Raw genomic sequence first — 24,415 nt, 5'->3', positions numbered from 1 at the left:
CCTTTGTGGATGATATTCAATAAATCTGTGCGTTCTTCTTTGGTTAAGCTAACTTTATATCTAATACCCATTTTAGTTTTTTTCAAAGATACTAAATTACGCCTATTTAAACTTGACTTGACACTAGAAGGTTTTATAGATCATTATTTAATAGACTATTTGAAAGTGATATTCTGAATATGTTATACTCTTTAATCTTGTAAAAGAAAAGATCTTGAATTATTTTACAAGAACCCCCAATAAATGAAATATACACCTATCAATATATTAGAGAATAATACGGAAAAAAGAATGTTAGCATTGCGTATTTGCTTTAGATTGAAAAAAAAGTAGATAGAGATTAAAACCAATAAGATTAAAAAACACTTTATAAATAAAAATAAAAAACTAAACTTTTCAGACAACCCAAATGCCAATACATAAAAATTATTTAGTGATGTATTTTGCAATGCATAAATGAGTCCAACTAAAGTAGAAATTCCTAATCCAGAACTTATAATTAAAGTGGTGTTAACAATTTTAGATTGAATATTTGTCTTCAGTTTTCTTATAAAAGAAATAGAAAATACAAAAACTGAAATAAAGCATATTAAAATAGCGGTAACTAAAGGAATAAAAAATAGTATATCAAAATCATTAAGACTTTCTCCCATGTTGGAAACGCCTCCATTAATGTAAATATCCTTGACAAAATCTAGCCCAACCGTATCAAATTTATTCTCTACTATTTCATAAGGATTATTGATGAAATCACTGGAAATTTCAAATCCTATTTTTGAAAAACTCGAAGCATGTCCATACGAAGCCGCCTCGATTAATTGTGCCTTTTCTATTCTTCCTAATAATTCCTTTCCATTTGTTATAGGTGTTATAGGATCAAATCCCCCAGTAAAAATTAATGTAGGAATTTTTATCTCTTTTGATAACATATTCATTCCTATCAATGTTGATTGTTTTCCTTGATTCCATTGATCACACACCCTAAAGTCTGATTTATAAAAAGATAACCCTTCTGATAGTGATTTTTGGTTTATTACATCCTCATTGTAAAGATGAATAGAATTTTTAGGAATCGTTTCATTGCAAGTTACTGAAAAATATGCTCCATAATCCGAACTTAAAGCCCCTGAAAATGCAGCAACCAAAGCACTTAACGTAGCTTCATTTCTTTCATAAAACTGGTTGATCAATAACGGTAATACTTCTACGAGCCTTTTTTGATACAATGCTTGATGTATAGCAATTTTAAAGTCTTCTGCATTATAAGTAAACTCTCCACTAGCAACTATTTCTTTGTTTACTTTTACTTTGATTGGATTAGTTTTCAGTTTTTTTATGGTTTCATAATATTTTTTTTCAAGATTAGGGTATTCTTTTGAGCAATTTGGATCTTCACGGCAAGTTTTAAATACGTTTTCCAAACTACTTATATAATTTGTTGTATTCAATGTATAATATTTAGTAATATCAGATATAGGTGAATCCAATATCAGGCTTATTATATCTTCAGGATACCTTTCTGCATAAACCTGTGCTATGTAGGTACCATAAGATACACTATAAACATTCCATTTTGAGTAATTAAAATATTCTTTTAAAGCATGAAGATCTTGTATTAATACATTGCTATGATAATTTTTAACATCTATTCCTCTACCAAGAATACTTTTTTTACATTTTAACGCAGCCATTGCTTTCTCCTTTTCATCTACCAATGGCTTTTGATCCTTTGCAAGAATTTCTAATAACTCCTTGCCAAGTTCTGGGCAAAGTCTGGGTTCAGAAAAACCAGTTCCTCGAACATCAAGTAATACAATATCGTGTGTTTCTCTAAGAGGGTGATTTAACCACCACCATATTCCTTCAATGGCACTCGCTCCAGGACCACCTTCTATGACAACTACAGCTTCGGCATTTTCTTTATTGGAAGTGTTTTTAAGTTTCCCTACTGCAAGCTTTATTTTATTATCATTTGGGCGTTCCCAATTTTCGGGAACCGTAAACATACCCCAAATTATATTATGTTCATTAATTTGCTCATTTTGGGAATAAAAAGAAGGTACTTCTTTGTACTCTGTATAAAAACTTTGCCCAAAGATATGTGCACTACATAATACTAATACGAAAATAAAAGTCTTTTTCATGTTGTAGTAAATTTGTTTATATCAATTTTTTTTACTGTTATATTTTCTTTATAAATTTCCTTTTTGGAAGCTACATGACACGCATATTCTTCTTTTAGCATGATTTCAGATATAAAAAAAGTCGAAGAATCAAGGTTAGTCTTGTTGTTTCTAATTTCAAATGATTTTAATGGTATAGTCAAGCCGTTACCATGTGCTTTTATAACTGCTTCTTTTTGTGTCCAATATCTAAAAAACTCTATTTGATCTTTTTCCGAATTCAAAACCTTATGTTGTTCATAAGGTGTCATATGTCCTTTGAAGTCCTGAATGTTTATAGATTTATATTTTTCGATGTCAATACCAATATTACAGTTGTCATTTGTGATAGCAACTACTACAAACTCTCCTGAATGAGAGATATTGAAAATAATGCTGTTATTTTCAAAATAAGGTTTATTGTATTCGGTAAAATACAATTCTTTCAAATCTACTCTTTCATTAAAGTAAGTCGCTCCTTCTTTTACTAACAACCTTCCCATTAGCGTCAATTGTGCATCTTGCCATCTTCTATACTTATGCAACTGTTTTTGATAATCCATGGGAAATAAGGATAAATTATTCTTCAACAAGGCCTGATGCTTTATTTCCAGTATTTCAGCATAAAGAATTAACACCTCAGCTTAAAAGTTAAAATCGAAGTCCATTTCTTCAGATGAAGAGGTTTTCAATACTTTCTCTTTCAAAACGGATACCAGCACTAAAGGATCTTCCTCTATACTCTCCAAAATCTTTTCAAACAGCTCTACAATAAATTGCGCAGTAGATACCTCATACGTATTCGTGTCATAGGTTAAAGTAAGATGTAGAGAATTATGAACTTCAAAAAAATTAAACAACAATGGAACTCTACTGTACTTAGTATCTATAGGTAAATATGTAAGCGTAAAGTCTTCTAAATCAACATTTTCTCGATAGGAAAAATCGGGATTCTGATAGGTAATCAAAACATCAAAAAGATTTTTTTTTATTACAGAGGGGGATGCATATTGGTACTTATTCAATAATACAAGCTGTTCCTGTATTTGTTGCAAAAGCTGTAAAAAAGAAAATTGGGAACTACATTGTATCCTAAGTGGAAGTGTTTTTACAAACATCCCTATCATAGAAGCAATATTCTCTGAGCTTCGTCCAGAATGGACTGTTCCAATTACTATATCTTCGTGCCCCTCGATACTATAAATGACTAAACTTGCCAGTGTGGCAATAATACTATAAGGGGTAGTTTCATATTGTTTACCAAGCCGCTTAAGCAATTGCGTTTGTTCCTCTTTAAATTCTATTAAGTAATGATTGCCTGTACAAGAATCCTTTTTAGAAAATAGTACATCAGGAGTAATGCTTTCTTTAATCTGGTAATTACCTAGATAATCCTTGTAAAACTGGTTCGCTTCCTCCCGATCAAATTTATGCAACCATTCGGAATAGTCCTTAAACTGAAGACTATGGGGCGAATGGGTATTCTTGGGAATCTGATAATTTTCTAAAAATTGTTTGGAAAAAAACTCTAACGAAATACCATCCATTATTATATGGTGCGTACAAAAAACAAGTACAGATTCTCTCTTACTTATTTGAATAAGCATCATTCGTAACAGCACATCATTTTTTAGATCAAAAGAGGTATGGATCCAATCGTAAATAATGCGTTTTGCATCCTCCTGTGTAGGAGCATCGGTAGTAAACACCTCGAACTCTATTTCTTCAGCAGATTTAATTTTTTGATATACTTGTCCTTGTTTTTCTATGAAATTGGTTCGTAATATTTCATTTTTGTTTATAAGATGTATAACGGATTGTCTCATTTTATGTATATCCACCGACCCATTTACCTCATAAGCCGCCACCATATTATAGGCAATTAATCTTTCTGGTACTTGGCAAGCCAACCAAATTTCGTGTTGAGAAGGAGTTAGGGAGTATAATTCCTTTGGAGAAGCTTTAGAGATTTGAAAGCTAATACCCCTTTCTTCTTTCTCCAAAAAACCAGATAGAGTAGCTATGGTTGGATATTCAAAAATTGTTTTTAGTCCAATGTTATATCCATATGTTTCATTAATGCTATGGGACAATTTTACGGCGTTTAAAGAATGCCCCCCCAGAGCAAAAAAATTATCCGTAAGACTTATATCTGTAGTATACTGTAAAACCTCTTTCCATAATTCTATAAGTTCTTTTTGTAGCTCTGTTTTTGGGTATGTATACAACCTAACCATAGAAGGTAATTCTTGACTTACTAGTTTCTTCCTATCAATTTTTTTATTTGGGGTTAGTGGAAAATCTGTTATTGGGAGCAGTACATAGGGAATCATGTACTGCGGAAGTTCTTTTCTTAAAAACTCTACACTATCCTGAACATCATAACTGGCATCCTCCTTTTGGATGTACGCGATCAAAAATGCTTCTTGTCCTTTCTGTTTTTTACTTACCACCACAGATTTTCTAATTTGTGGTATTTGATTGAGTTTGGATTCTATATCTCCCAATTCTATTCGATATCCTCTTATTTTTACCTGGTTATCATTCCTTCCTAAAAAAATTAGCTCTCCATTTTCATTCCACTTTGCCAAATCATTGGTATTATATAGTAATCCATCACCATAAGGGTTTTTGATAAATTTTTCATGAGTTCGTTTTGGGTCTTTAAAGTAACCCTTGGCCAATCCATGGCCGCCAATATATAAAACACCATTATTACCTATAGGTAGCAATTGCAGCTGTTTATCTAATATATAAAACTGCGTATTAGCAATAGGACTACCAATATTAGAGGATTCTGTTGCGTGTTTTATTCTTTTTACAGAAGACCAGATTGTAGTTTCTGTAGGCCCATACATATTCCATAATTCTGAACAATGTATCAAAAGTTGAGCAGCCAAATCCTCGCTTAGAAGATCCCCCCCACAAAGGATTTTAGTATTCAAGTTACCTTTCCATCCTCCATGTAATAATAGCTGAAAGAAACTTGGGGTACCTTGAAGGATAGAAGGCGAGACTTTGTCTAACGCTTTCACAATATTTGTATAGTCTGAAAGAATAGCATTGGATGCTATATAAACACTTGCACCTGTAATTAATGGCACGAAAAATTCCAGAATCGAAATATCAAAAGAGTATGTAGTTACTGCAAACAAAAGATCGGTTGACGTAATACCAGGCTCTTCCCGAATACTTAATAAAAAGTTAATCAAGGATCCATGTGTTATCTCAACCCCTTTTGGGTTTCCTGTAGAGCCCGAAGTATAAATGATATATGCCGTATCTATTGCCGTAGCTTTAGGAAGCCCCTGCTTATTTTTTTCTCCTACATCTCTAATTAACTCGTCTACAAAAAGCACATTATATTCTTCAAAAGATAAAGTATTTGTAGAATCACATATCAACATGTTTAATTGACTATGCTCCATAATATATCGCAATCTATTTTTTGGGAATGTTGGGTCTAAAGGAATGTATGATTTTCCAGATTTTAGAATCCCTAATAGAATGACCACGGTATAAACAGACCTATCCAATAATACTCCAATTACCTTTGCATCATTAGCTTCTATCAAATTTTTTGCAACATTGTTGGAGAGTTGTTCCAGTTGACGATAAGATAATGCTATGTTCTCATCCTGTACTGCCATTTTCTTGCGATATTGCCGTACTTTTTCATTAAATATATCTAATAGGGTAATTTCGGGTGGGTAAGATGTGGATGTATCGTTACATATCTGTAATAGTTGTTGTTTTTCCTCTGGCGGTAAATACTCAAATTCACAAAGCTTTTTATTGGGCTTATTAAGGATATTGTTTAGCAATACCTGAAAGTGAGCGGTTACCTGAGATATACTTTTACTATCAAAATAGTTAAGGTTATAATCAAAATCTATGGTTACATCTTCCTTTTCATCGAACTCTCTGATGTACATAGCCAAGGCTACACGTTCAGATTGATGTGTCATTGGAATAACCGTAGTTTTAGTATTTTGAAAATGATCAGCATAGTCCTGTTTTTCATAAGAAAGAGTAATATTCATTAATCGATCTTTTTCATTAAATACCTGAAGTTCCTGAATTAATTTACCTAATGGAAATCGTTGATACCTATAATCTTGTCTTAATTGTTTTTTAATTATCGTTATCAATTCATCAAAGTTGATCTCTTGATTCCATTCTATACGTAATGGCAAAACTCCCATAAACAGTCCTACAGTTTTCTTGTAACTGGCTTTACTCCTGTTAAGCACAGGTAGCCCAATTGCAAAATCTTGATTTTGGTGTTTCCTCCCAAAATATAGATATAACAATGCCAATATGATATGAAAGGCAGAAGATTTATTTATTTTTGCTAATCGATTAAGATCATTATACACTTCCCTTTTTATAAATAACACCTCGCGTTCACTTTTATGCTGACTCTTATTTATTTTTGTTTTTTCAAAAAGGGCTTTTGGTAATAATTTGAATTTTTCTACCCAATACTTTTTATCTTTTTCAAAAGCTTCAGATTGTTGATAGATCATATCATCTTCTACAAAATCCTCATAACTAAAAGGGTAATCAGAAACTATTTTGCCAAATTCTAAAATCTCATTATAGTTTTTTACTAGCCTTTTAAACATCAAAGAAGTACCCCATCCATCGGTAATTATATGATGATATACAGAAAAAAGATAATGCTTATTTTCTGCTACTTTCACTAATACAAAACGATATAAAGGTTCCCCTTCTGATAATTGAAAAGGTTTCATGAATTCCTGTTGCATAAATTCGCAAGCCTTTGTCTCGGAATTATTTTGTTTAGAAAAATTCTGAAACCTTAATGGAGCAACTTCTTCTTTCAGTTGCTGGTTGAAGGTGCCTCCCTGGCTTTTAAAAAAAACAGTTCTATAGACATCATGTTGTTGTATTAATGACATATATGAACATTCAAAGGCTTCAATTTGTAATGGCCCTTCTATCCTGATTTTTGCCCCAATATTATATATGGGTTCTTCAGAATATAACAATTGTTCATAATACACATCTTGTTGGGGAAGTGTCAATCTCATAATACCTAACTTTACTAAAAATGATTTTTAACTTTTTTTCAATTCATATACAATGGCTTCAGTTGCACCATTGGCCGAATTGATAACTCCTTTATCCGACTGTGTATCAGACATCCTTACCCAAACACCACCATACTTTTCTCCAAATCCAAAAGATCCCCAAATTAATTTATGTGATACCCATTCATTAAAGGAATTAGGAGCTAAAGGTTTTTTAGAATTACAAAACTTCTGAACAATAAAATGAGTATCTCCAAATGCCTTGTCTATTGCTTCCAACCACTCTTTATCATTTGAAAATTTACCTACATAAACATCTGTACCTTGAAATCCTGTTGCAGGTTTAATGACAAGATGATTCTTTTGTTCGATGAGTAACTTCCTAGTATCGTATGATTTTCCATTATAATCTATCTCTTTATCTTCTATAATCGAGGTCCAGGGAATGGATTCTTTTATCAATTGGGTATCTTCTTCATTAAAAGCTCCCTTCTCTGCTAATTGTCTTAATAAAGCGAAGTTTCTTTTATCATCAATAAAATTAGTACCAATATGATCGGGTAAATATATTTTTCTATTAAGGAATGCTTCATATACCATATCCGGCATTTTATTGATAAGAGCATCTACAACTAGAAATGCATGGACTTGCTTTCCTTTAATAAATACAGCTTTATTCTCAAATTGCAAAGCTTTAACATCATCGGAATATATCATTCCCCGCATATTTTTCTTAGTCAATTCTATAGTAAATAATTCATTTAAAAATGCTAAACTCAAGTTCTTTTCTTCAACATTTTCTATACTATCCAGACAAACAAATACATTAATTTCTTCCTCTAAAGAAAGATATTGGTTAATAGTTTCTATTAAAAATTGTAAATATAAAGACAATGTGTTTTTAGAATTAAAATCACCAGCCGTTTTTGGATTGGTAAGAACAGGGTGTATATTTCGAATGAGGTTATCAAAGAATGAAATTTGCCATCCTCCAACACTAGATCCAACATTAATTTCTAATACTTCAAGACTTTCACTTGTTTGTATAAGATCTAATCGACAACTTACTTCAACATTGGTATGATGACATGCTAATGCACGCTTTCCTATGTTAACATCTCCATTAAAATAAAAGTCACTGAGTAATTGAAGGTCTTCTCCAAAATATTTTAAAGGTATTTGGTGTAATAATTTTGGTATTCGAGTACTTAATCTCGTTAATCTTTTTGTCATTTCTGAGGAAACAATTACTGGCCAAGAACTAACTGGATATTCATAATGTTTGAAAACAAAAGGGACCTCATCTTGATTAGTATCAATAGTATTGGAAAAATCGATTTCTTCATCTTGTATTAAAAGAGAATATCCATTAGATAAAATCGTTTCTTTCGTTTCTTGTAATAATTGTAATTTCATTATTTTTTGTTTTTTGTTTTTCTAATTTTGTTTTCCTTAATATAAAATGCATATATACTTCCTAAAGAAGACCTTATAACACATCGGTAAGTAAGAGTTTATCTACTTCTATAAGTTTTCCATATTCCATCTTAAGCAATCTGTCTGCTGTGTTAAAATATCTATCATCATGTGTAATTGCAATAATAGTTTTGTTTTCTTCTTTGACTATTAGAGGAACAATTTCTGTATAGAATTTTTTACGGAATTTAGGATCTTGATCTGCCGCCCACTCATCTAGAAACAGAATAGGTTTATCCTCTAATAAAGCATTTATCAATGCTAATCTCTTCCGTTGACCCGTAGAAAGTTCTAATGTTGAAAAACCGTGATCCTTTACATTTACTTTTTGATCTATTTCAAAAAGTGAAAGGTATTTCTTGACTTTAACTTGATCAATATCGTTAATCCCATAAAATTTTTGAAAGAGATGGAAATCGCTAAATACTGGAGCAAAGAGTTGACGTGCTCTTGCCCCCCATTCATTTGTTGTTACCAGAGCATCGTTAAAGGAAATCTTACTAAAAGAAGAAGAATACAGGTTAAGGATTGAATGCATCAAGGTTGTTTTTCCACTACCATTACCCCCAAAAATAAAGACGACTTCATTTTTATTGATCTCCATATCTATAGGCCCTAACTCAAAATTTTCTTCATCATTTTTCCCATAATTATACGTTAATCCATGTAATGACAATTGATGAAAATTTGATTTTCCTGAATACATCTCCAAATCTTCTTCATTTTCTGCTTCTTTCATCTCCCCAATCACCGATATCATTTTATCAGCAATGATATTTGCTTTGGATAATGGATTAATCAATGACATGATATTTCCGATAGGAGTAAATACATAGAGAATAATTAAACTAAAATCCAGAAGGATCGGTTTTTCATCCACCATATACAGAGGAACAATGAGTAAAATAGCCCCTAAATACAAGAATAACACCATATTACCTATTACATTGGTCATTGCAAATATGGAATGAGACCTTTTATTATGATAATAGGATTGGGTAATATTTTCAGCCACTATGGACTTGATATCTGCCTTTTTATGAGGATATATTTTTAGTTCTTTAAACCCATTTAGGATTTCAAAAAGATAATTGATAATGATATTGTGAACAGTTCGGGCTCCTTTAAAATGGGGCACTGCTTTTCCTACAACATAATAATATGATAAAAAGCCTAAGGAAATAATCCCTAGGGTAATTAAAAAAAGAGGTATAGATAACCATGCTAAATATACAAATGCAAAAAATACACTGGCTATTGCTACAATCACATATATGATCCCAGTATAACTTCCTACAATAATTTCCATATCGTCAGAATATATAGAAAATATCTTCTTTTTATTTTTGCTTAAATCCCCATATTTAGACCGAAGAGAAACCTCAAAAATTTTCTCTTTAATTGTTTTAATCCCTTTTTGGGACATAATTACCAAGGCATTAGAAAAAAGAATATTAGTTATTAAATATATTGCTATAACTGTCGAAAACAATATGATATTATTTATCAAATCTTTATGATCCATTTCTATATAGGAAGTAATTAAGGATACGATATAAATATTAATTAGTCCAACTACACACCCAAAGACTGTTATCAGATAAAATCGAGGTTTACTGGTGGATAGAAAAATTATTTTCAAAAGTCCCATTATTATTGCTGTTTTAAGGGGTTATCGATATAAAATGTATGTGATTATTGCCTGAAGCTATTAACTTAAAACAGTTTCGTCTTCCAATTGATATGTTATGAAATTCAGGCAGCTGCTTAAGTTTTGGAGGTTGATATTTGAAGGAATAAAAGCTATCAAATCATTAAAACCATTATCTTCTATGCCTTCTTCTGGGCATAACTTATTCCATAATGCTTCTGAAAAACCAGGCATTATTGGATACGACAATAATGACAATGTTCGTAGGGACATAAGTTCTAACGCTACTTGCGTTTGTAGAAAATCCTGATGGGTATCTGCTTCAAAAAGGATTGCTTTGCTGCGAAATTCATTCATGATAGTTGTAAACTCAAAGATGTATACGGCTATCTTATGAAGCGATAATTGCTCTAAATTGTAATATGGCAAATATTTATTTACTTCCTTTTCTATTTTTTTATAATATGCTTCTTGTGCATCTGTCCACCGAGTAGTTACAGGTGTTTTATACTTGAATTTCTCCAATGTCTTATCTACAGCAAGAATATGTTTCTTGATAGTTTGATCTATAGCGGTGTTGATAAATTCGTTAAAATGCCGCTTAGTAAAGTTATTTTCATAATCTGCTGGGTTGATCCAACTCAAATAGTATCTTAGAATATCCACGTTTACTTTTTGAGCAATCTCTTTTCCCCAAATTGCATGCCCTCTACTGGTTGAAAATTTTTGTCCTTCTAATAGCAAAAACTTATTCATTTTTAAGCCTTTTGCAATCGGCAACCCTAATCCCGTAAAAATACCAGGAAATAAAAACACATTGAAAATAGAATTGTCAAACCCAAACATTTGCACAAAACATTTGCCTTGATAGGCTTCTTTCAATCTGGTAACGGCATCGACAGAATTCTTTAACTCTTTGTCTTGATCTAATAAAGAAACTAAATGTCCAACTCCCATCTCAAACCAAGATGAGATAACCTGTTGTTCACATTTCTCTATCGGTACCGATATCCCCCAGTCGGATTCATGACTAATAGGGTAATCTTGTAAATTATTTTCTAATACCTGCTCAATAAATTGTTTGATATTATCATCCTGAACTTGTTTAAAATAAGTTAGTAATTGTGGCATTACCTTTTGGAACGAGAAATAAAAACGTTTTGTTTTTTTGGTAAAAACCGGAGCTGTGTCTATGGTAGATTGTTTATCGATTATCTCTGCACAATCATTATGCATACCACAGTTTTCACATAAATTACCACTACAACCGCTTTGACAATGTGGGCATTTTCCAGAAATTAAGGATTCAAATAAATACGTATTGTTCTGTCCACTGTAAGTCGTGTCGACTTCCTTTTCAATAATATGTCCTTCTTTATATAGGTATAAAAACACCTCTTTTAAATACAATTCATAATTCCTAACTTTTTTTGGTTCCTGAAATAGATCAGTATGGATATGGTATGTCTCTAATGTTTTTTTAATCTCCCCAGAATAATAATTAGCTACTTCTAATGGAGTATTATCTGTTTCTAAAGCTTTTTTTAACACATAGTTCTGATATGTATCAGTTCCGGTATAATGCACTACATCAAACCCTTGCATCAAAGCGATGCGGCGATAAATATCAGCCGCCAAATAAGGTCCTGATAAATGCCCTAAATGTAAATCCCCATTAGGGGTTGGAGGCGTGGAAGTGATTACTATTTGATCTTTGCTTTTTTGTTTCAAAGTCTTCTTCAATGTTCTTCCCCAAACTGATAAAATGACCATATCCTGATCTCCGGTATTAATGATTTCATGCTCTTGAAATTCATCTAAATAGATACAGTCTAACTCTTCGATTAGTAAAGTATCACTCCCTGATCTGATTTTCCCCTTACCTCTATAAACTATAAACATTTCGAATTCAAAATGTTTATGTAATGTGCTTGATGAATTTTTGGGAACAATACACCAAGTAAACCCTGTAGGAATTTTACTTTTTATATCTGCCGGTAAAACCTCACCACATTGAATTCCGTATGCTTCTGAAAAGTGGTTCTTATCAAATTTTCTATTATGTATTTTCATGTTTATTGTTACTTTAGTTAATAAATGATATTACACGATCTGCAATAGCAGGTGCTAATCTAAATCCAGAGCCACTACCTCCATTAGCATGGATGATTTTTTTATTATTTTTATCCCTGTATATTCGGGGTGTGAAATCTTTTGTATAGGTATCACAAAAAATTCTGCCCCCTATAACCTGATAATCTGTATTTTCGAAATATTCCTTCATTAGAGAATCTGCAATCTCAAGATCATCATTAGTAAAAGTCATTTTACTGGGATTGGGATATACATCCCAATCTTTGGAAGTGATACTTATAATATGGCGTTTTCTCTGACTATCAGGAAGAATGAAAGCATCTTTTTCGAAAAAATAAACAACTGCATTAGATGATATATTATTAAGGTTTTCGATATTAAAACAAGCAATCTTTTTAACTCTAAATTCTTCTTGATCTTTCTGAAACATTTTAGAAGTTACTGTCCAAGGACCACTTGTATTAACTAAATGATTGGTTTGTATTGTTCCAAAATTTGTTTTTAAAATAACCCCTTCTTCTATGACCTCTATATCTTCTACCTTTATAGTTTCATAAATATTCGTGTTCCAGTTTTCGCAATATCGATTCAATAATTGGTTGGTTACATCAAAAGTTTTGGCATAGGTGACTTGACATCCTGTAAGTACTACCTCATCATTTCCAATCTTTAATCCAGGATATGCTTTATATAGAACACTCATTTTTTCGGCTGTAGCAATTTTTAGCTCTTCGAATGAGATGGAAAGAAACTGATTTAAGTGTTGTTTTTTACATATCCCAAAAAAAGGAATAGGATATATCGATAGGTCTGGTATATTTTGTCTCAAATTTTTATATAATTCTCTACTTTTTTGGGAAAGTTGCTTCTTTTCTTCTGTTTGACCAAAAGGAAAATCTAATCCAATAGAATAGAAAGTAGCTCCTGTCCCTGATATTTGTTGATCCAAAAGCAATACTTTTTTATCAGGATATTTTCGATTTATCCAATAGGCGGTATTGACACCAATAATTCCTGCCCCTAATATAGTAATGTCAAATATGGTATTATTCATTCCAATTAATTAGAGGTTTATCAAACTGAGTTTTATACACTTCTTTATCCATCAAACTATTGACTATAATGGAACTTCTCCAGGCCATTAAACTTAGATTAGGATCTGAAATACCCATAGAACTTAAAGCATTATTCTGAACATAAATTTTTCTATTTTCCTCTCCTTCCCATTGAATAGAAAAATCTTCATTAACAATAAATTTATTATCTGACAGTTGTATGCGATCCATAATATTTTCGAAAAAATCAGGTACATGATTCCTAAAACCTGTACAAAGCACAATATAATCTACATCAATAGTTTTAAATTCTTTAGTAAGATTATTACGGATTTGCATCTGATAGCTATTATCTGAATTTTTGATAACGTTTGTCATCTCATGGCTCATCAATAGATTCCAGAATGGGCGAGTTTCATCCAAAAATTCTAGTTCGTACATTTTTTGGTAAATCTTTTTCAATAGATCGAAATGAATTCCATCACTAGACATTTTCTGTTTTTGAAGCAGGTCAGATTTTGTATCTGAATCCAAACCATAAAATGTTTTTACATAGCTGGGCATAAACCATTCATTAGCAAAGCTAGAATCATCTATCGGTAATAAGTTTTCTCTTCTGGATATCCAATGAACTTCAGAGGGTAATTCATTATCATGAATAAGATGACTAAATATTTCGGCTCCGGATTGTCCTCCTCCTATAATGGCTATCCTTTTATTCTTGAAACTGGTTTTCTTATGTAAAAAATTGATACAGTGAAATATCTGATCCCCTTTTAATGACCTACAAAAAGATGGAATATTAGGTTTATTACCTATCCCAACTACTATATTTTTAGAAATTAGTTTTTGATCATTATATCGTGTATAAAAATGTCCTTCTTCGAACTTTACTTCATGAACTCCTGCGCCATATATACAATTTTTATTGTTCTTTGCTACCCAGGTAAGATATTGCTCAAATTCCTTCAGTCTTGCTGTGTCGAATTTGGAATTCAAATATTTATAAATTCGACCTGTGTCATGCAAAAAAGATATAAAGGAAAATTTGTTTGTAGGATCAGCGAGCATCACCAAATCTTTTACAACAGTTACTTTCAGGTTCGATTCCTTAAAAATTAAACCTTTATGCCAATGAAACTCTTTCTTAGCTTCTAAAAACTTGTATTGGTAATCTTCAAATTTATATAGCAATGAGGCTAAACTCAAATTTGATGGCCCTATTCCTATACCTACTAAATCTTGTATCATCTTTTAATGGTGTTATATAACTTATTTTTTTGTATAATTTTGTTGCCCCCTTTTTATAAGCTTATATATCAGGGTTAGGGACTTCATTCTTGAATATTAAGTTTCTACCAATTGAATATTTACAATATGGCGTTCTTCATTATATTGATAATGGTCTTTTTCCTAAATTATTCTTGAAAGAAAGGTAGATTTTTATTATGACTGAAAATAGAAATTCATACCTAGTTCTACCGAGAATTAGTACTGATTTTTAATTTTAATCAGGTTTTCTTTTCATTTTAAAGAGTCAAGACAAAAAAAGAGGGGGGCTTAATTGTATAATTCAATATGGGAAACAATATCACACATTATGCAATGGGTTGGTTCATATTATAAACCAAGTTTAATCATAAAACGCTAAGGTCATAGAAGCACTGAGATCAGGGGAAATCCCTACATGCCACCATTGAAAAGCATTATCAGGATACCCATTTAAAATTATTCCATTAGTTATATCCTCTTCTGAGGTTTTTTCTAATAGATAATCTTCTTTTTGATAGTTAGTATCTTTTTGATTTTTTTCTTTCATTTTATAATTTTCAAAATATTCTGGCGGCCAAACCAAAAATGATTTTTTACCATAAAAAACATATTGAATATTAGAACAAAATTCTCTATGAATTCCTCCATAAGTAGTTTCATATTTCCCCATAAATAATTCAAAGTCAATTTTTTCCAAAACATCTTGATCTAATTGATACCTTTCCTTAATTAAATTTTCAAATCTACGTATCGCATCATTTTTCTCTTTTTTGTTCCATCCAGAAAAGTAAATCACAAAATTATCTCCACATATCTGGTTTATAGATTCTAAAAATGTCTTAAAAGAACGAAGATCACCTTGTCTCAAAATATCTTTTGCGTTATCTATTAGTTCATTATTAATAGACATAGCAAAGTTTTCGTACAAAGGGTATTCCTCATATAAACTCTCAATTACTTTATTAATTATTCCCCATATTTCATCTTGTGAAAAAGAAATCAGATGTTGATTCTTCTTAATATCCAATAAGAAAGGAAACGGTATTAAATTCATTTCTTGCATTTTTTTTAAATTTTATTAAATTAACAATAATTACTTCGATAATGGTTTATTCAAGAATAGGGTTGAACATTTTTATAATACACTATATTCCTTCCTTAATCAGTAATTAAAAACCAACTTGATTCTTTTTAAAAATCAAAAAAGACATTTCTTGTTTTACACTATTTATCACACGTCACATCTATAGTTCTATCACAAAGAATATTTGCATCATGCCATAAAAAAATTACTTATTCTGGTTGAAGAATTAAATCAAAACCCGCAGATAAAATTGATGTAGTTACAGGTCCAATAATAACTTATAAAATTATTCCTATCGCTTATTTGTATATATAAAATCTTGTTCTGTTGTTTTTTTCTTACTACGGATATCAATATTTAAATCAGATTTACTTAGGGTATTTAAATCTGATTGTAGAAGCCATTTATACTTATCACTATTATGATATAATACTTCGTGCAATGGTTGATCTACTTTTTTTATACATTGAATTGCGTCCAAAATTTGTTGTATCCAATTCTCTCTAATTGTGGTATTTTTATAATCTTTAGGTACTATTTCTTTTCTGCAATGTTCATTATTACAGGTACAATAAACCGTCCAATCATTATACTTTGCATCTGCATAAAAAGTACTATAGTCAATCGTTATTTCTTCATTGGGATGAATATCTTTAATGGCAATTCCAAAATCCAATCCAAAATCCAATACATTTGGGGTACAAGAATGGTTTAGTAAATGGGCTTGATTACATGGTAATATATTATTTCCATCATTAAGATAATATCCATATTCATCTAGTTCTGTGAGATTTTGATCACCGATTTTCTTCATATCTTCTGGTGTATAGATTTCACAATCTTCACAAGGAAACCATACTACAGCACCCTTAGGAATATGTCGTTTACTATAAATTCCATAACCAAGAGCCGTAGAACTTTTTTTAATTAAAACTGAATTTAAAAGCATAACAGGTTTCTATTTAGTTCAATATTTTTAGTGCTTCAAGTAACCTATGTTCTGTTTTTTTTATTCCATCTACAGTTTTTTCTATAATTAGGTACCTCCATTTTTTGTCTTTAGGATAAGTATAATATGTAAGTATCACCCCAGTATTATTTTCGGAGTCAAATAATATACCAAGATTTTTAAGCTCTGTCAATGCTTCTGGTAGTGTCGAAAAACTATTCTCTTCTGCCTCTTTAACATTAGCTATCCAGTAACAACTATTATTTTCATAATAATTATCATCATATAATCGTCTTACTAATAAATCTGTGTAGGTTCCACCTGTTCTTCGAAAATTGCTTTCTGTAGCGTATATTTCATTAGATTCGCTTATACCACAATCCACATCACAAATACCCCTAAATCCTAATTTGTGAATATATTTCCCAAATTTTTCTCCTATTTCATCTAAAGATTGATGAACTTCCTTCTCTAATCCTAAAGGCGGTGTGATCATTCCTGACCACGAATAGTTAACACAAAATTGATTGCAAAGATAGAGTAGGTTAGATGATTTGTTATCTACGATAAGTTCAATACTAGGAATGTCCTTAAATTCAATAAATTTTTCTAAAATAAATTCTTTGGGCTGATCATCAAATTTGTTGATATGATACTTTAGAAATTCAATAAAGTTATCATCTTCAAAATCAGATTCATTCAATATTAAAATACCATAACCATTAGAGCTTCTATTGAATTTGAAAACAATTTTTTTATGCTCTTCTAAAAAGGCTGGTGCTTGTTCTAAAAGTTGTTCTACCGAATCTGCATAGATTCCCGGTGCTACTTTTATATCCAATGACTCGGCAATATTTTTAAATCCATTTTTTGTATTAATATAATAAAATGATTCTATCAAGTCATCATTTGGAAACTCATCATAATCCATTAATTCTATTCCCAATTCCTTAGCCAATGCTAGCGTAGAATTATCATGAGCAAATGCTAGCATTTTTATATCAGGATACTGACTGAGTGTAGTTTTTAATTGATCAAGAGCCTCTTTATCATTAATAATTCTGTCTGCTAATACTACTTCTTCATTACCTTCATAACTAAGAGTATTTACTTTTTGTTCTTCAATTCCAAGTAGGTCACATGCGTACGTTTTAAACTCGGCATTGATTGCATTACAAGAAACCAGAATATCTCCTTCTTGTGCCAGCCATATTTCTCTAGGTGTTACTATATTAAGGCTTTCTCCATATTTCTGATCGACTTTTCCAATCATCAAATTATTCACAATATTAGAAAATATCAATATTGGGAAATCTCTTTTTAAATTTTTAGTCATTCTATATTTAAATTTTAAGTGATATCTATTCTGTAAAAATCATGTATACAAAACTCAACCAAATACTTAATAGAAATCTGATATATAATTATTTACAATTACACTTATTAGATAATTCTATAAGAATATGGTAGAGGTATTGTCGAACTATATAACTATCTCATAGTCATTCGACATATTATACTTGACTTTAAAAAATGGCATTAAAAGAACGGTGTTTTTCTTTATACTATTTTCATATCTAATATTGTAATTACTTAGATATGAAAATAGTATAGCTTTGCTTTTGAAAATGTATAATTTCTATTTATACCCTCCAAAAATAACATGTCCGGCATTCATCCAGAACACATCAACTTCTTTAAAACCTGCTTCTTCTAACCATCCTAATTGTTCTCTTAATGTAGATGGACGATCAATCGGGTCATTAATAAAGTTAGGATCAGAAAAACAATTCCATTTTAATCTTTCGAAAGCCTCATATCCTTCTAATGATCCTCTGTACCTTAGGGAACGTTCCATAACAGCTTTATCCCATAGTTTTGCCGACACATTTTTTCCATGATCATTTTCGTGTTTGATTAAATCAGCTATAATTAATGCTCCTCCATCTTCCAATTGTCTATACAAATCACTAAATAATTCTTTCTTCTGTGGCCCATCCAAATGATGAATAGCTAAAGAGGAAACAAAACCATGAATTGGTTCATTAAATACTCTCCAATTCCTAGAAAACAAATCTATTTTAGCAAGTTCATAGTTACCTTCAAAAGGTGCTAAGTTTTCTTTTGTTTTTTTAAGCATTTCATCAGATCCATCGGCTGCAATAATCTGAGCGCCTGGAATAGATTCTAAAATATGTTTAGATAAAATTCCTTCGCCACAGCAAATTTCTACAACGGTAGGAGCTTTTTCAGCAGGTAGTAAATCAGCTATGATCTGATTTTGTTCTTCTCTATATGGGACAAAAAAGTTACCATATTTGATAAAATCAATGGACTCATCATCTGTCCATTTTATTTCTACTTGTTCTTCGTTCATTTTTTTATTATTTGGATTAATTATGTGTTCTATTCCCAAGGTAAGCCAATTCCCAATTCTAATCTACCAAGAATCATTTTTAATGTATTATTTGATGGATTCATCAATGAACCCGCACGTACATCCCGATAACATCTTTCTATTATCGAGCCACTTTTATAACCACTTCCTCCCATTACCTCCATAGCCATATTTGTTACTTTTATAGCTGATTCGGTACAAAGGATTTTCAACTGAGACTGTTCTGAAAAAAATTGCTCATGATCTTTATCAATCACGTCGTGTAACTTATTTTCTTTGGATAGTCGTTCAAAAAGTAAAGTGTTCTTTTCTGCTGATTCACTAGCGGAGTCTAGAAATCTTTTGGTAGTATCCAATAGAACTTTCATCTCTGCAAAACAATTATGCATTACCCCCAATTCCTTTAAATGTACTATTTTACCATTTTCATTATAGGTTCTATTGTTTACATATTTAACAGCTTCTTCATATGCTCTTTTGGCAATCCCATAAAATATAGCAGATAAGCCTATCATATATATTGGATGTGTAAACGCCATAAGGATATAAAATACATTTTCTTTTACCTGACCCTCTCCTATTTTATGAATGTACGGAGCTCTAACTTTATCAAAAAAGATTGGTGTACTAGACGTACCTTTTAAACCCATAGCATCCCATTCTCCGATAACCTTTACATTTGGATCATCAGCATCCACATAAAAAATTGCTAACTCACTATCAGATGCATCTTTATGATCTCTAGTAATCACACTATAAAAGTCACAATATCCTGAACCTGTAGAAAAAGATTTAAAACAGTCAATAAGATAGTGTCCTTTTTCTTTTTTCGCAAATGATTCTACGTACCATGCTCTTGCTCCCGTGGACTTTTCACTTTGAGAATAACTCCCTAGCATTTTTCCTTCAAAAACAGATTTGAGTATCGTTTGTTTTTGATTTTCTGAGGACATTTTATACAATGTAGGTAATAAACTTATATGCATTAAATAAATAACTGCGGTTGATGGGCATCCTTGGGATATTTCTTCAATAACCTCTACTATACTTTTAACCCCAGCAGGATTTTGCGGTAAACCGAGATTAAGAAATCCATGATTCTTTAAGTCTTCAATATTTTCGCTTGGGAAAATTGCTTTTTTATCTACTTCATTTACTCGCTCCGAAAATATTTTTTGAGCTAGTTCCCTAGCCTCTTTTTTCGTAGAAAGTACTGTAGTTTCTTGTATCATTATATCTTGAGCCATGTATTATTCTTTAGATTTTCTATAATTCTGAGGAATTATTGTTTTTTGTCTACCTTGAAGTAATTTTAACACAGAAACATCTTCATCTTCATCAATTACCTCTTCCGTATGAATATCTCTGTTTTGAATAGGATCAATATACACCGTCATAAACCCTTCAAAGTTTCTTAGTAATACCTTACCTTCCGTTTGACTAACAATATAATTGGGAGCAACCGGAATTTTACCTCCTCCATAAGGAGCATCAACTACGAAGGTAGGAACGGCATATCCAGAAATATGTCCTCGTAGTCCTTCAATGATTTCTATCCCTTTTGTATAAGAAGTTCTGAAATGCCCAGCTCCTTTTACCAAATCACACTGGTATAGGTAATATGGACGAACTCTCATTTTCACCAAGTCTATACACAATTTCCTTTGAATATTAACAGTATCATTTATCCCTTTTAGTAATACAGCCTGATTTCCTAATGGTATTCCAACATTAAGCATATTAGAGCACGCTTCACGTAATTCTGGAGTAATTTCTTTATCATGATTGACATGTATGTTAACCCAAAGTGGATGAAATTCACTTAACATATCACACAACTCTTTAGTAACCACAAAAGGGTTAAATATTGGCGTTCTAGATCCAATCCTCACAATGTCAAGATGGGGTATTTCCCTAAGTTTAGATAAAATTAATTTTAATCTCTTTACAGGAAGTACTAATGGATCTCCCCCTGATAAAAGCACATCTCGTACTTTAGGATTGTTTCGAATGTATTCGATTTGTTTCTCCAAATCAGACCCACTATAATTTTTCGAACTATCACCTACGAGCCTACTTCTAGTACAATACCTACAATAACTAGCACATTGGGTTGTAACTAACATCAAAACTCTATCGGGGTATCTATGAGTAATACCTTTTACCGGAGAAAAAGCGTCTTCTCCCAAAGAATCTTCCTGCATGCCTAAAAATGCTTCTTTTTCTTTTTCAGTAGGAATTACCTGTTTTCTCAAAGGGCAATTAGGATCATCCGGATCCAATAGACTTATAAAATAAGGGGTAATATCTACCCTGAATAATGAGTCTGATTGTAGGGCATTAATCTCTGAATCTGTGAGATTGATGATTTTGGAAATCTCTTCTACGCTGTTTATTCTATTACTTAATTGCCACTTCCAATCTTCCCATTGTTCATCCGGAACGTTCTCCCAAAGTGTGTGGCGCTTTGTTTTTCTTTTAGCTTCGTAATTATTAATAAACGTTTCCATGTTACATGATTTTATTTAAAATGAATGATGAATACTCCATTGATTTTTATTGGTATAATCTCAATACCGTGCATTGTATTAAGCAATAACTGCCTGTTCTATTTCGCTGATAACGTTCTGTAGGATATCATTAAACTCCTGAGTAGTGTCAATCATAGGGAAATGTCCACTTTTAGGAATCATGTCTCTGATTTCTAAGTCATTGAACATATTAAACAATTTAGTCGCCCTGTCATCTGTCCATTTGGTACAAGCAATAATGCGAATGGGAATATTTGAATTTTTAAGATGCCTATAGGATATATCATTTAACGTATAAATCCCAATTGCTCTGGACATTTCTTCAGGGATAACTTTCATCTGATTGTAGATGTCATTTACCAGTCTCGCATCTTTTTCCGGATCTACAAACCAACCAAGTACTGTTTCTTTAAGCCCTCCTAAGTAATCTTTTTCGAAATAAGTAATTACTTCTTTTCTTAGTTCTTCTGAAACAGGCTCGGCTACTTGATAGAAATTATCAATTCCTATAATCCCTTTAATATCGATATCCTTATGTTTAACCAAATACAACATTACATTGTCTGCCATCGAATGCCCCACCAATACTACTTTTTTGGCATTCTCATTCTGCAAAACAGATAAAACATCTAATGCTAATATATCTAAAGACCATTCTTTTCTACTTGCTGATTTAGATTCTCCATGTCCAACCATATCTATATTAATAATGTTATAATCTCCTGAAAAATGAGCTACCTGATACTCCCAAAAGGATTTATTACAACACCAACCATGTAAAAAAACTAAAGTGGGATTGGTAGTATTTAAGAAATGGTAATCATAAGATATTTCTTCCCCATCATGGATAGAGTTTATGAATTTTTGCATGTTTGTTGATTTTAAAATTAGATTTATACGAGGGTAAACTCATCAGAGTTTAACTGTGTTATTTTTGTAATTCAATTGCTTTCCGACTTCTCTACAATGACATTGTCTATTACCAAAATATCCAGTCCATTTGTAAAAAACATCCCTAAAGCATCTTCTAAGGAATGAACCATGGGTTTACCCATAACGTTGCAACTTGTATTTAATAAAACCGGAACATTTGTATTGTCATAAAATGCTTTTATCAGTTTGTAAAAACGTTCATTCCATTCCTCTTTTACCGATTGATACCTTCCTGTATGGTTAATATGAACTACTGCCGGGACTTTCTTAGTCTGTTCCATTTTGAACTTCCCTGTTAATTCCATATATCTACTTTCTCTATAGTCATGAAAATAAGTATTCCCAAAGTCATTTAATATTGCAGGTGCAAATGGGCGATATCCTTCTCTGTATTTAACTACAGAATTAATTTTATCCTTCATTTCTATATCTCTAGGATCTGCCAATATAGAACGATTTCCCAAAGCTCTCGGACCAAATTCTGCACGACCTTGAATCCAGCTAACAAGCTTTCCTTCTGCCAATTTTTCTGCTACATAAGAAAACAGTTTGTCATCCGATAGTTCTCTAACATTCTCTAATTTAATGTGTTTAAGAAAACTTTCTACTGTTTTTTTATTAATGCTAGAGCCTAGATAAGGAGTTAACATTTTGTATTTGGCAATAGGAAGAGAATAATCTTGTTTATAACTTAATAAAGCAGCTCCTATTGCATTTCCATCATCACCAGGAGCAGAAGGAATATGTAAACTTTTGAAACCAGTGTTTTTAAGGATAGTCCCATTAAACGAGGAGTTTAAGGCACAACCTCCAGAATAAATTAAATTTTCAGATTTATTATGTGTATATACATTATTGAGTAAAGTCGTTACTAATTCTGAAAAGAATTTTTGGCCTGTAAATGCTATATCCGCTATCTCGCTCTCAGTATTTGGCTTATGCTTCTCAAACATTTCTTTTAAACATTTTCCATATCCAGTAGAAGATGAATATTTCAAAACACAATTATCTACACTCAACATTTGTTCTAGTAATAAATAAAGCTCTCTATTTAATTTGCCGTATGGTGCCAATCCCATAATCTTCCATTCTTCTCCTTTTAAGGCATTGTAACCACATAACTGTGTTATTGAACTATATAGAAATCCAATACTTGCCGATGATTTTTGATCATCTAAAAGCGAGATTTGTCCATTTTCATATCTATAGATAGAAATTGGGCCATTTTCTCCAATACCATCTAGTATTACACAAATTCCAGAATCAAAAGGGCTAGAGTAACAGGCATATGCTGCATGGCATAAATGATGATCAAAATATTCTTTCTTGATCTCTATTGGAGAAAAATCTTCACGTAATGCTCGAACAGTATTGGTTCCCAAATTAGCAAATATTGCTTGCTCTGTTTCATTCGACCAATTATATGTTGTTAAATTCTCAAATGGACCTGAAATATCTGGGTACTGAAGAGGTTTAATTTCATCACTTTGGTTGGATTCATTTGAATTCACAAACTGATCTATATATGTTTTGCTCCAAGTAAAACAAAGGGTATAACTTGCATTAGAAGAACAATATTTTTTTAAAAGGTATGTGATCCTAAACATATCGTCAGCTGGACTGACAAAAGCTCTTTTATTTTGTAGATATCTTTCTGATGCTTCTGCAAATAATATTTCGCCATCCATATCAATAATTACTATTGATGGATCATGGAATGTACATGCTATTCCAATATAATATTTTTTCATAA

At 31.5% G+C, this 24,415-nt stretch carries 16 protein-coding genes; all 16 read right to left on the bottom strand.

Features of this window, described 5'->3' with window-relative positions:
• Positions 1-224: 224 nt before the first annotated feature.
• Entirely contained in the window at positions 225-2,144 is a 1,920-nt protein-coding gene (locus F0000_RS19450) for an alpha/beta fold hydrolase (RefSeq protein ID WP_149626394.1), read from the bottom strand.
• Entirely contained in the window at positions 2,141-2,752 is a 612-nt protein-coding gene (locus F0000_RS19445; RefSeq protein ID WP_188112191.1) for a 4'-phosphopantetheinyl transferase superfamily protein, read from the bottom strand. The genes F0000_RS19450 and F0000_RS19445 overlap by 4 nt, the downstream gene beginning before the upstream one ends.
• 54 nt (positions 2,753-2,806) lie before the next feature.
• A complete protein-coding gene (locus F0000_RS19440; RefSeq protein WP_149626392.1) occupies positions 2,807-7,219 on the bottom strand; it encodes a non-ribosomal peptide synthetase in 4,413 nt (1,470 codons plus the stop codon).
• Between the two features lie 27 nt (positions 7,220-7,246).
• Positions 7,247-8,635, bottom strand: a complete 1,389-nt coding sequence (locus F0000_RS19435; RefSeq protein WP_149626391.1) for a hypothetical protein — start codon at positions 8,633-8,635, stop codon at positions 7,247-7,249.
• Between the two features lie 73 nt (positions 8,636-8,708).
• Positions 8,709-10,346, bottom strand: coding sequence for a cyclic peptide export ABC transporter (locus F0000_RS19430; protein WP_149626390.1), 1,638 nt, complete (start codon positions 10,344-10,346; stop codon positions 8,709-8,711).
• 60 nt (positions 10,347-10,406) lie between these two features.
• Positions 10,407-12,419, bottom strand: coding sequence for a class I tRNA ligase family protein (locus tag F0000_RS19425; protein ID WP_149626389.1), 2,013 nt, complete (start codon positions 12,417-12,419; stop codon positions 10,407-10,409).
• A gap of 13 nt (positions 12,420-12,432) precedes the next feature.
• Complete coding sequence (locus tag F0000_RS19420) at positions 12,433-13,494, bottom strand: FAD-dependent oxidoreductase (RefSeq protein ID WP_149626388.1); 1,062 nt, start codon at positions 13,492-13,494, stop codon at positions 12,433-12,435.
• Positions 13,487-14,746, bottom strand: a complete 1,260-nt coding sequence (locus tag F0000_RS19415) for a lysine N(6)-hydroxylase/L-ornithine N(5)-oxygenase family protein (RefSeq protein WP_149626387.1) — start codon at positions 14,744-14,746, stop codon at positions 13,487-13,489. The genes F0000_RS19420 and F0000_RS19415 overlap by 8 nt, the downstream gene beginning before the upstream one ends.
• Positions 14,747-15,128: 382 nt before the next feature.
• The gene (locus tag F0000_RS19410) at positions 15,129-15,821 is read right to left on the bottom strand and encodes a cupin-like domain-containing protein (RefSeq protein WP_149626386.1); all 693 of its coding nucleotides are present in this window, start codon (positions 15,819-15,821) and stop codon (positions 15,129-15,131) included.
• 322 nt (positions 15,822-16,143) lie between these two features.
• Entirely contained in the window at positions 16,144-16,800 is a 657-nt protein-coding gene (locus tag F0000_RS19405) for an SET domain-containing protein (RefSeq protein ID WP_149626385.1), read from the bottom strand.
• A gap of 13 nt (positions 16,801-16,813) precedes the next feature.
• Positions 16,814-18,136: a peptide ligase PGM1-related protein gene (locus F0000_RS19400; protein ID WP_149626384.1), complete on the bottom strand. Its 1,323-nt coding sequence runs from the start codon at positions 18,134-18,136 to the stop codon at positions 16,814-16,816.
• A 303-nt stretch (positions 18,137-18,439) separates the two neighbouring features.
• The gene (locus F0000_RS19395; protein WP_149626383.1) at positions 18,440-19,177 is read right to left on the bottom strand and encodes a trans-aconitate 2-methyltransferase; all 738 of its coding nucleotides are present in this window, start codon (positions 19,175-19,177) and stop codon (positions 18,440-18,442) included.
• 29 nt (positions 19,178-19,206) lie between these two features.
• Positions 19,207-20,445 carry an acyl-CoA dehydrogenase family protein gene (locus tag F0000_RS19390; RefSeq protein ID WP_149626382.1) on the bottom strand — a complete coding sequence of 413 codons (1,239 nt, stop codon included), beginning with the start codon at positions 20,443-20,445 and terminating at the stop codon, positions 19,207-19,209.
• A 3-nt stretch (positions 20,446-20,448) separates the two neighbouring features.
• Positions 20,449-21,708 (bottom strand): KamA family radical SAM protein, encoded by a 1,260-nt coding sequence (locus tag F0000_RS19385; protein ID WP_149626381.1) that lies wholly within the window; start codon positions 21,706-21,708, stop codon positions 20,449-20,451.
• 78 nt (positions 21,709-21,786) lie between these two features.
• Entirely contained in the window at positions 21,787-22,599 is an 813-nt protein-coding gene (locus F0000_RS19380) for an alpha/beta fold hydrolase (RefSeq protein ID WP_149626380.1), read from the bottom strand.
• 71 nt (positions 22,600-22,670) lie between these two features.
• The gene (locus tag F0000_RS19375) at positions 22,671-24,413 is read right to left on the bottom strand and encodes a carbamoyltransferase C-terminal domain-containing protein (protein ID WP_149626379.1); all 1,743 of its coding nucleotides are present in this window, start codon (positions 24,411-24,413) and stop codon (positions 22,671-22,673) included.
• Positions 24,414-24,415: the final 2 nt, after the last annotated feature.

Source organism: Aquimarina sp. RZ0, assembly GCF_008370685.1.
Taxonomy (GTDB): Bacteria; Bacteroidota; Bacteroidia; order Flavobacteriales; family Flavobacteriaceae; genus Aquimarina.
This window is presented reverse-complemented; position numbering and strand designations above follow the sequence as displayed.

What these genes read in the sequence shown, in the direction of transcription:
- F0000_RS19450 (WP_149626394.1), bottom strand. Translation starts at nt 2,144, where the DNA reads ATGAAAAAGACTTTTATTTTCGTATTAGTATTATGTAGTGCACATATC.
- F0000_RS19440 (WP_149626392.1), bottom strand. Translation starts at nt 7,219, where the DNA reads ATGAGATTGACACTTCCCCAACAAGATGTGTATTATGAACAATTGTTA.
- F0000_RS19435 (WP_149626391.1), bottom strand. Translation starts at nt 8,635, where the DNA reads ATGAAATTACAATTATTACAAGAAACGAAAGAAACGATTTTATCTAAT.
- F0000_RS19430 (WP_149626390.1), bottom strand. Translation starts at nt 10,346, where the DNA reads ATGGGACTTTTGAAAATAATTTTTCTATCCACCAGTAAACCTCGATTT.
- F0000_RS19425 (WP_149626389.1), bottom strand. Translation starts at nt 12,419, where the DNA reads ATGAAAATACATAATAGAAAATTTGATAAGAACCACTTTTCAGAAGCA.
- F0000_RS19420 (WP_149626388.1), bottom strand. Translation starts at nt 13,494, where the DNA reads ATGAATAATACCATATTTGACATTACTATATTAGGGGCAGGAATTATT.
- F0000_RS19415 (WP_149626387.1), bottom strand. Translation starts at nt 14,746, where the DNA reads ATGATACAAGATTTAGTAGGTATAGGAATAGGGCCATCAAATTTGAGT.
- F0000_RS19410 (WP_149626386.1), bottom strand. Translation starts at nt 15,821, where the DNA reads ATGAATTTAATACCGTTTCCTTTCTTATTGGATATTAAGAAGAATCAA.
- F0000_RS19405 (WP_149626385.1), bottom strand. Translation starts at nt 16,800, where the DNA reads ATGCTTTTAAATTCAGTTTTAATTAAAAAAAGTTCTACGGCTCTTGGT.
- F0000_RS19400 (WP_149626384.1), bottom strand. Translation starts at nt 18,136, where the DNA reads ATGACTAAAAATTTAAAAAGAGATTTCCCAATATTGATATTTTCTAAT.
- F0000_RS19395 (WP_149626383.1), bottom strand. Translation starts at nt 19,177, where the DNA reads ATGAACGAAGAACAAGTAGAAATAAAATGGACAGATGATGAGTCCATT.
- F0000_RS19390 (WP_149626382.1), bottom strand. Translation starts at nt 20,445, where the DNA reads ATGGCTCAAGATATAATGATACAAGAAACTACAGTACTTTCTACGAAA.
- F0000_RS19385 (WP_149626381.1), bottom strand. Translation starts at nt 21,708, where the DNA reads ATGGAAACGTTTATTAATAATTACGAAGCTAAAAGAAAAACAAAGCGC.
- F0000_RS19380 (WP_149626380.1), bottom strand. Translation starts at nt 22,599, where the DNA reads ATGCAAAAATTCATAAACTCTATCCATGATGGGGAAGAAATATCTTAT.
- F0000_RS19375 (WP_149626379.1), bottom strand. Translation starts at nt 24,413, where the DNA reads ATGAAAAAATATTATATTGGAATAGCATGTACATTCCATGATCCATCA.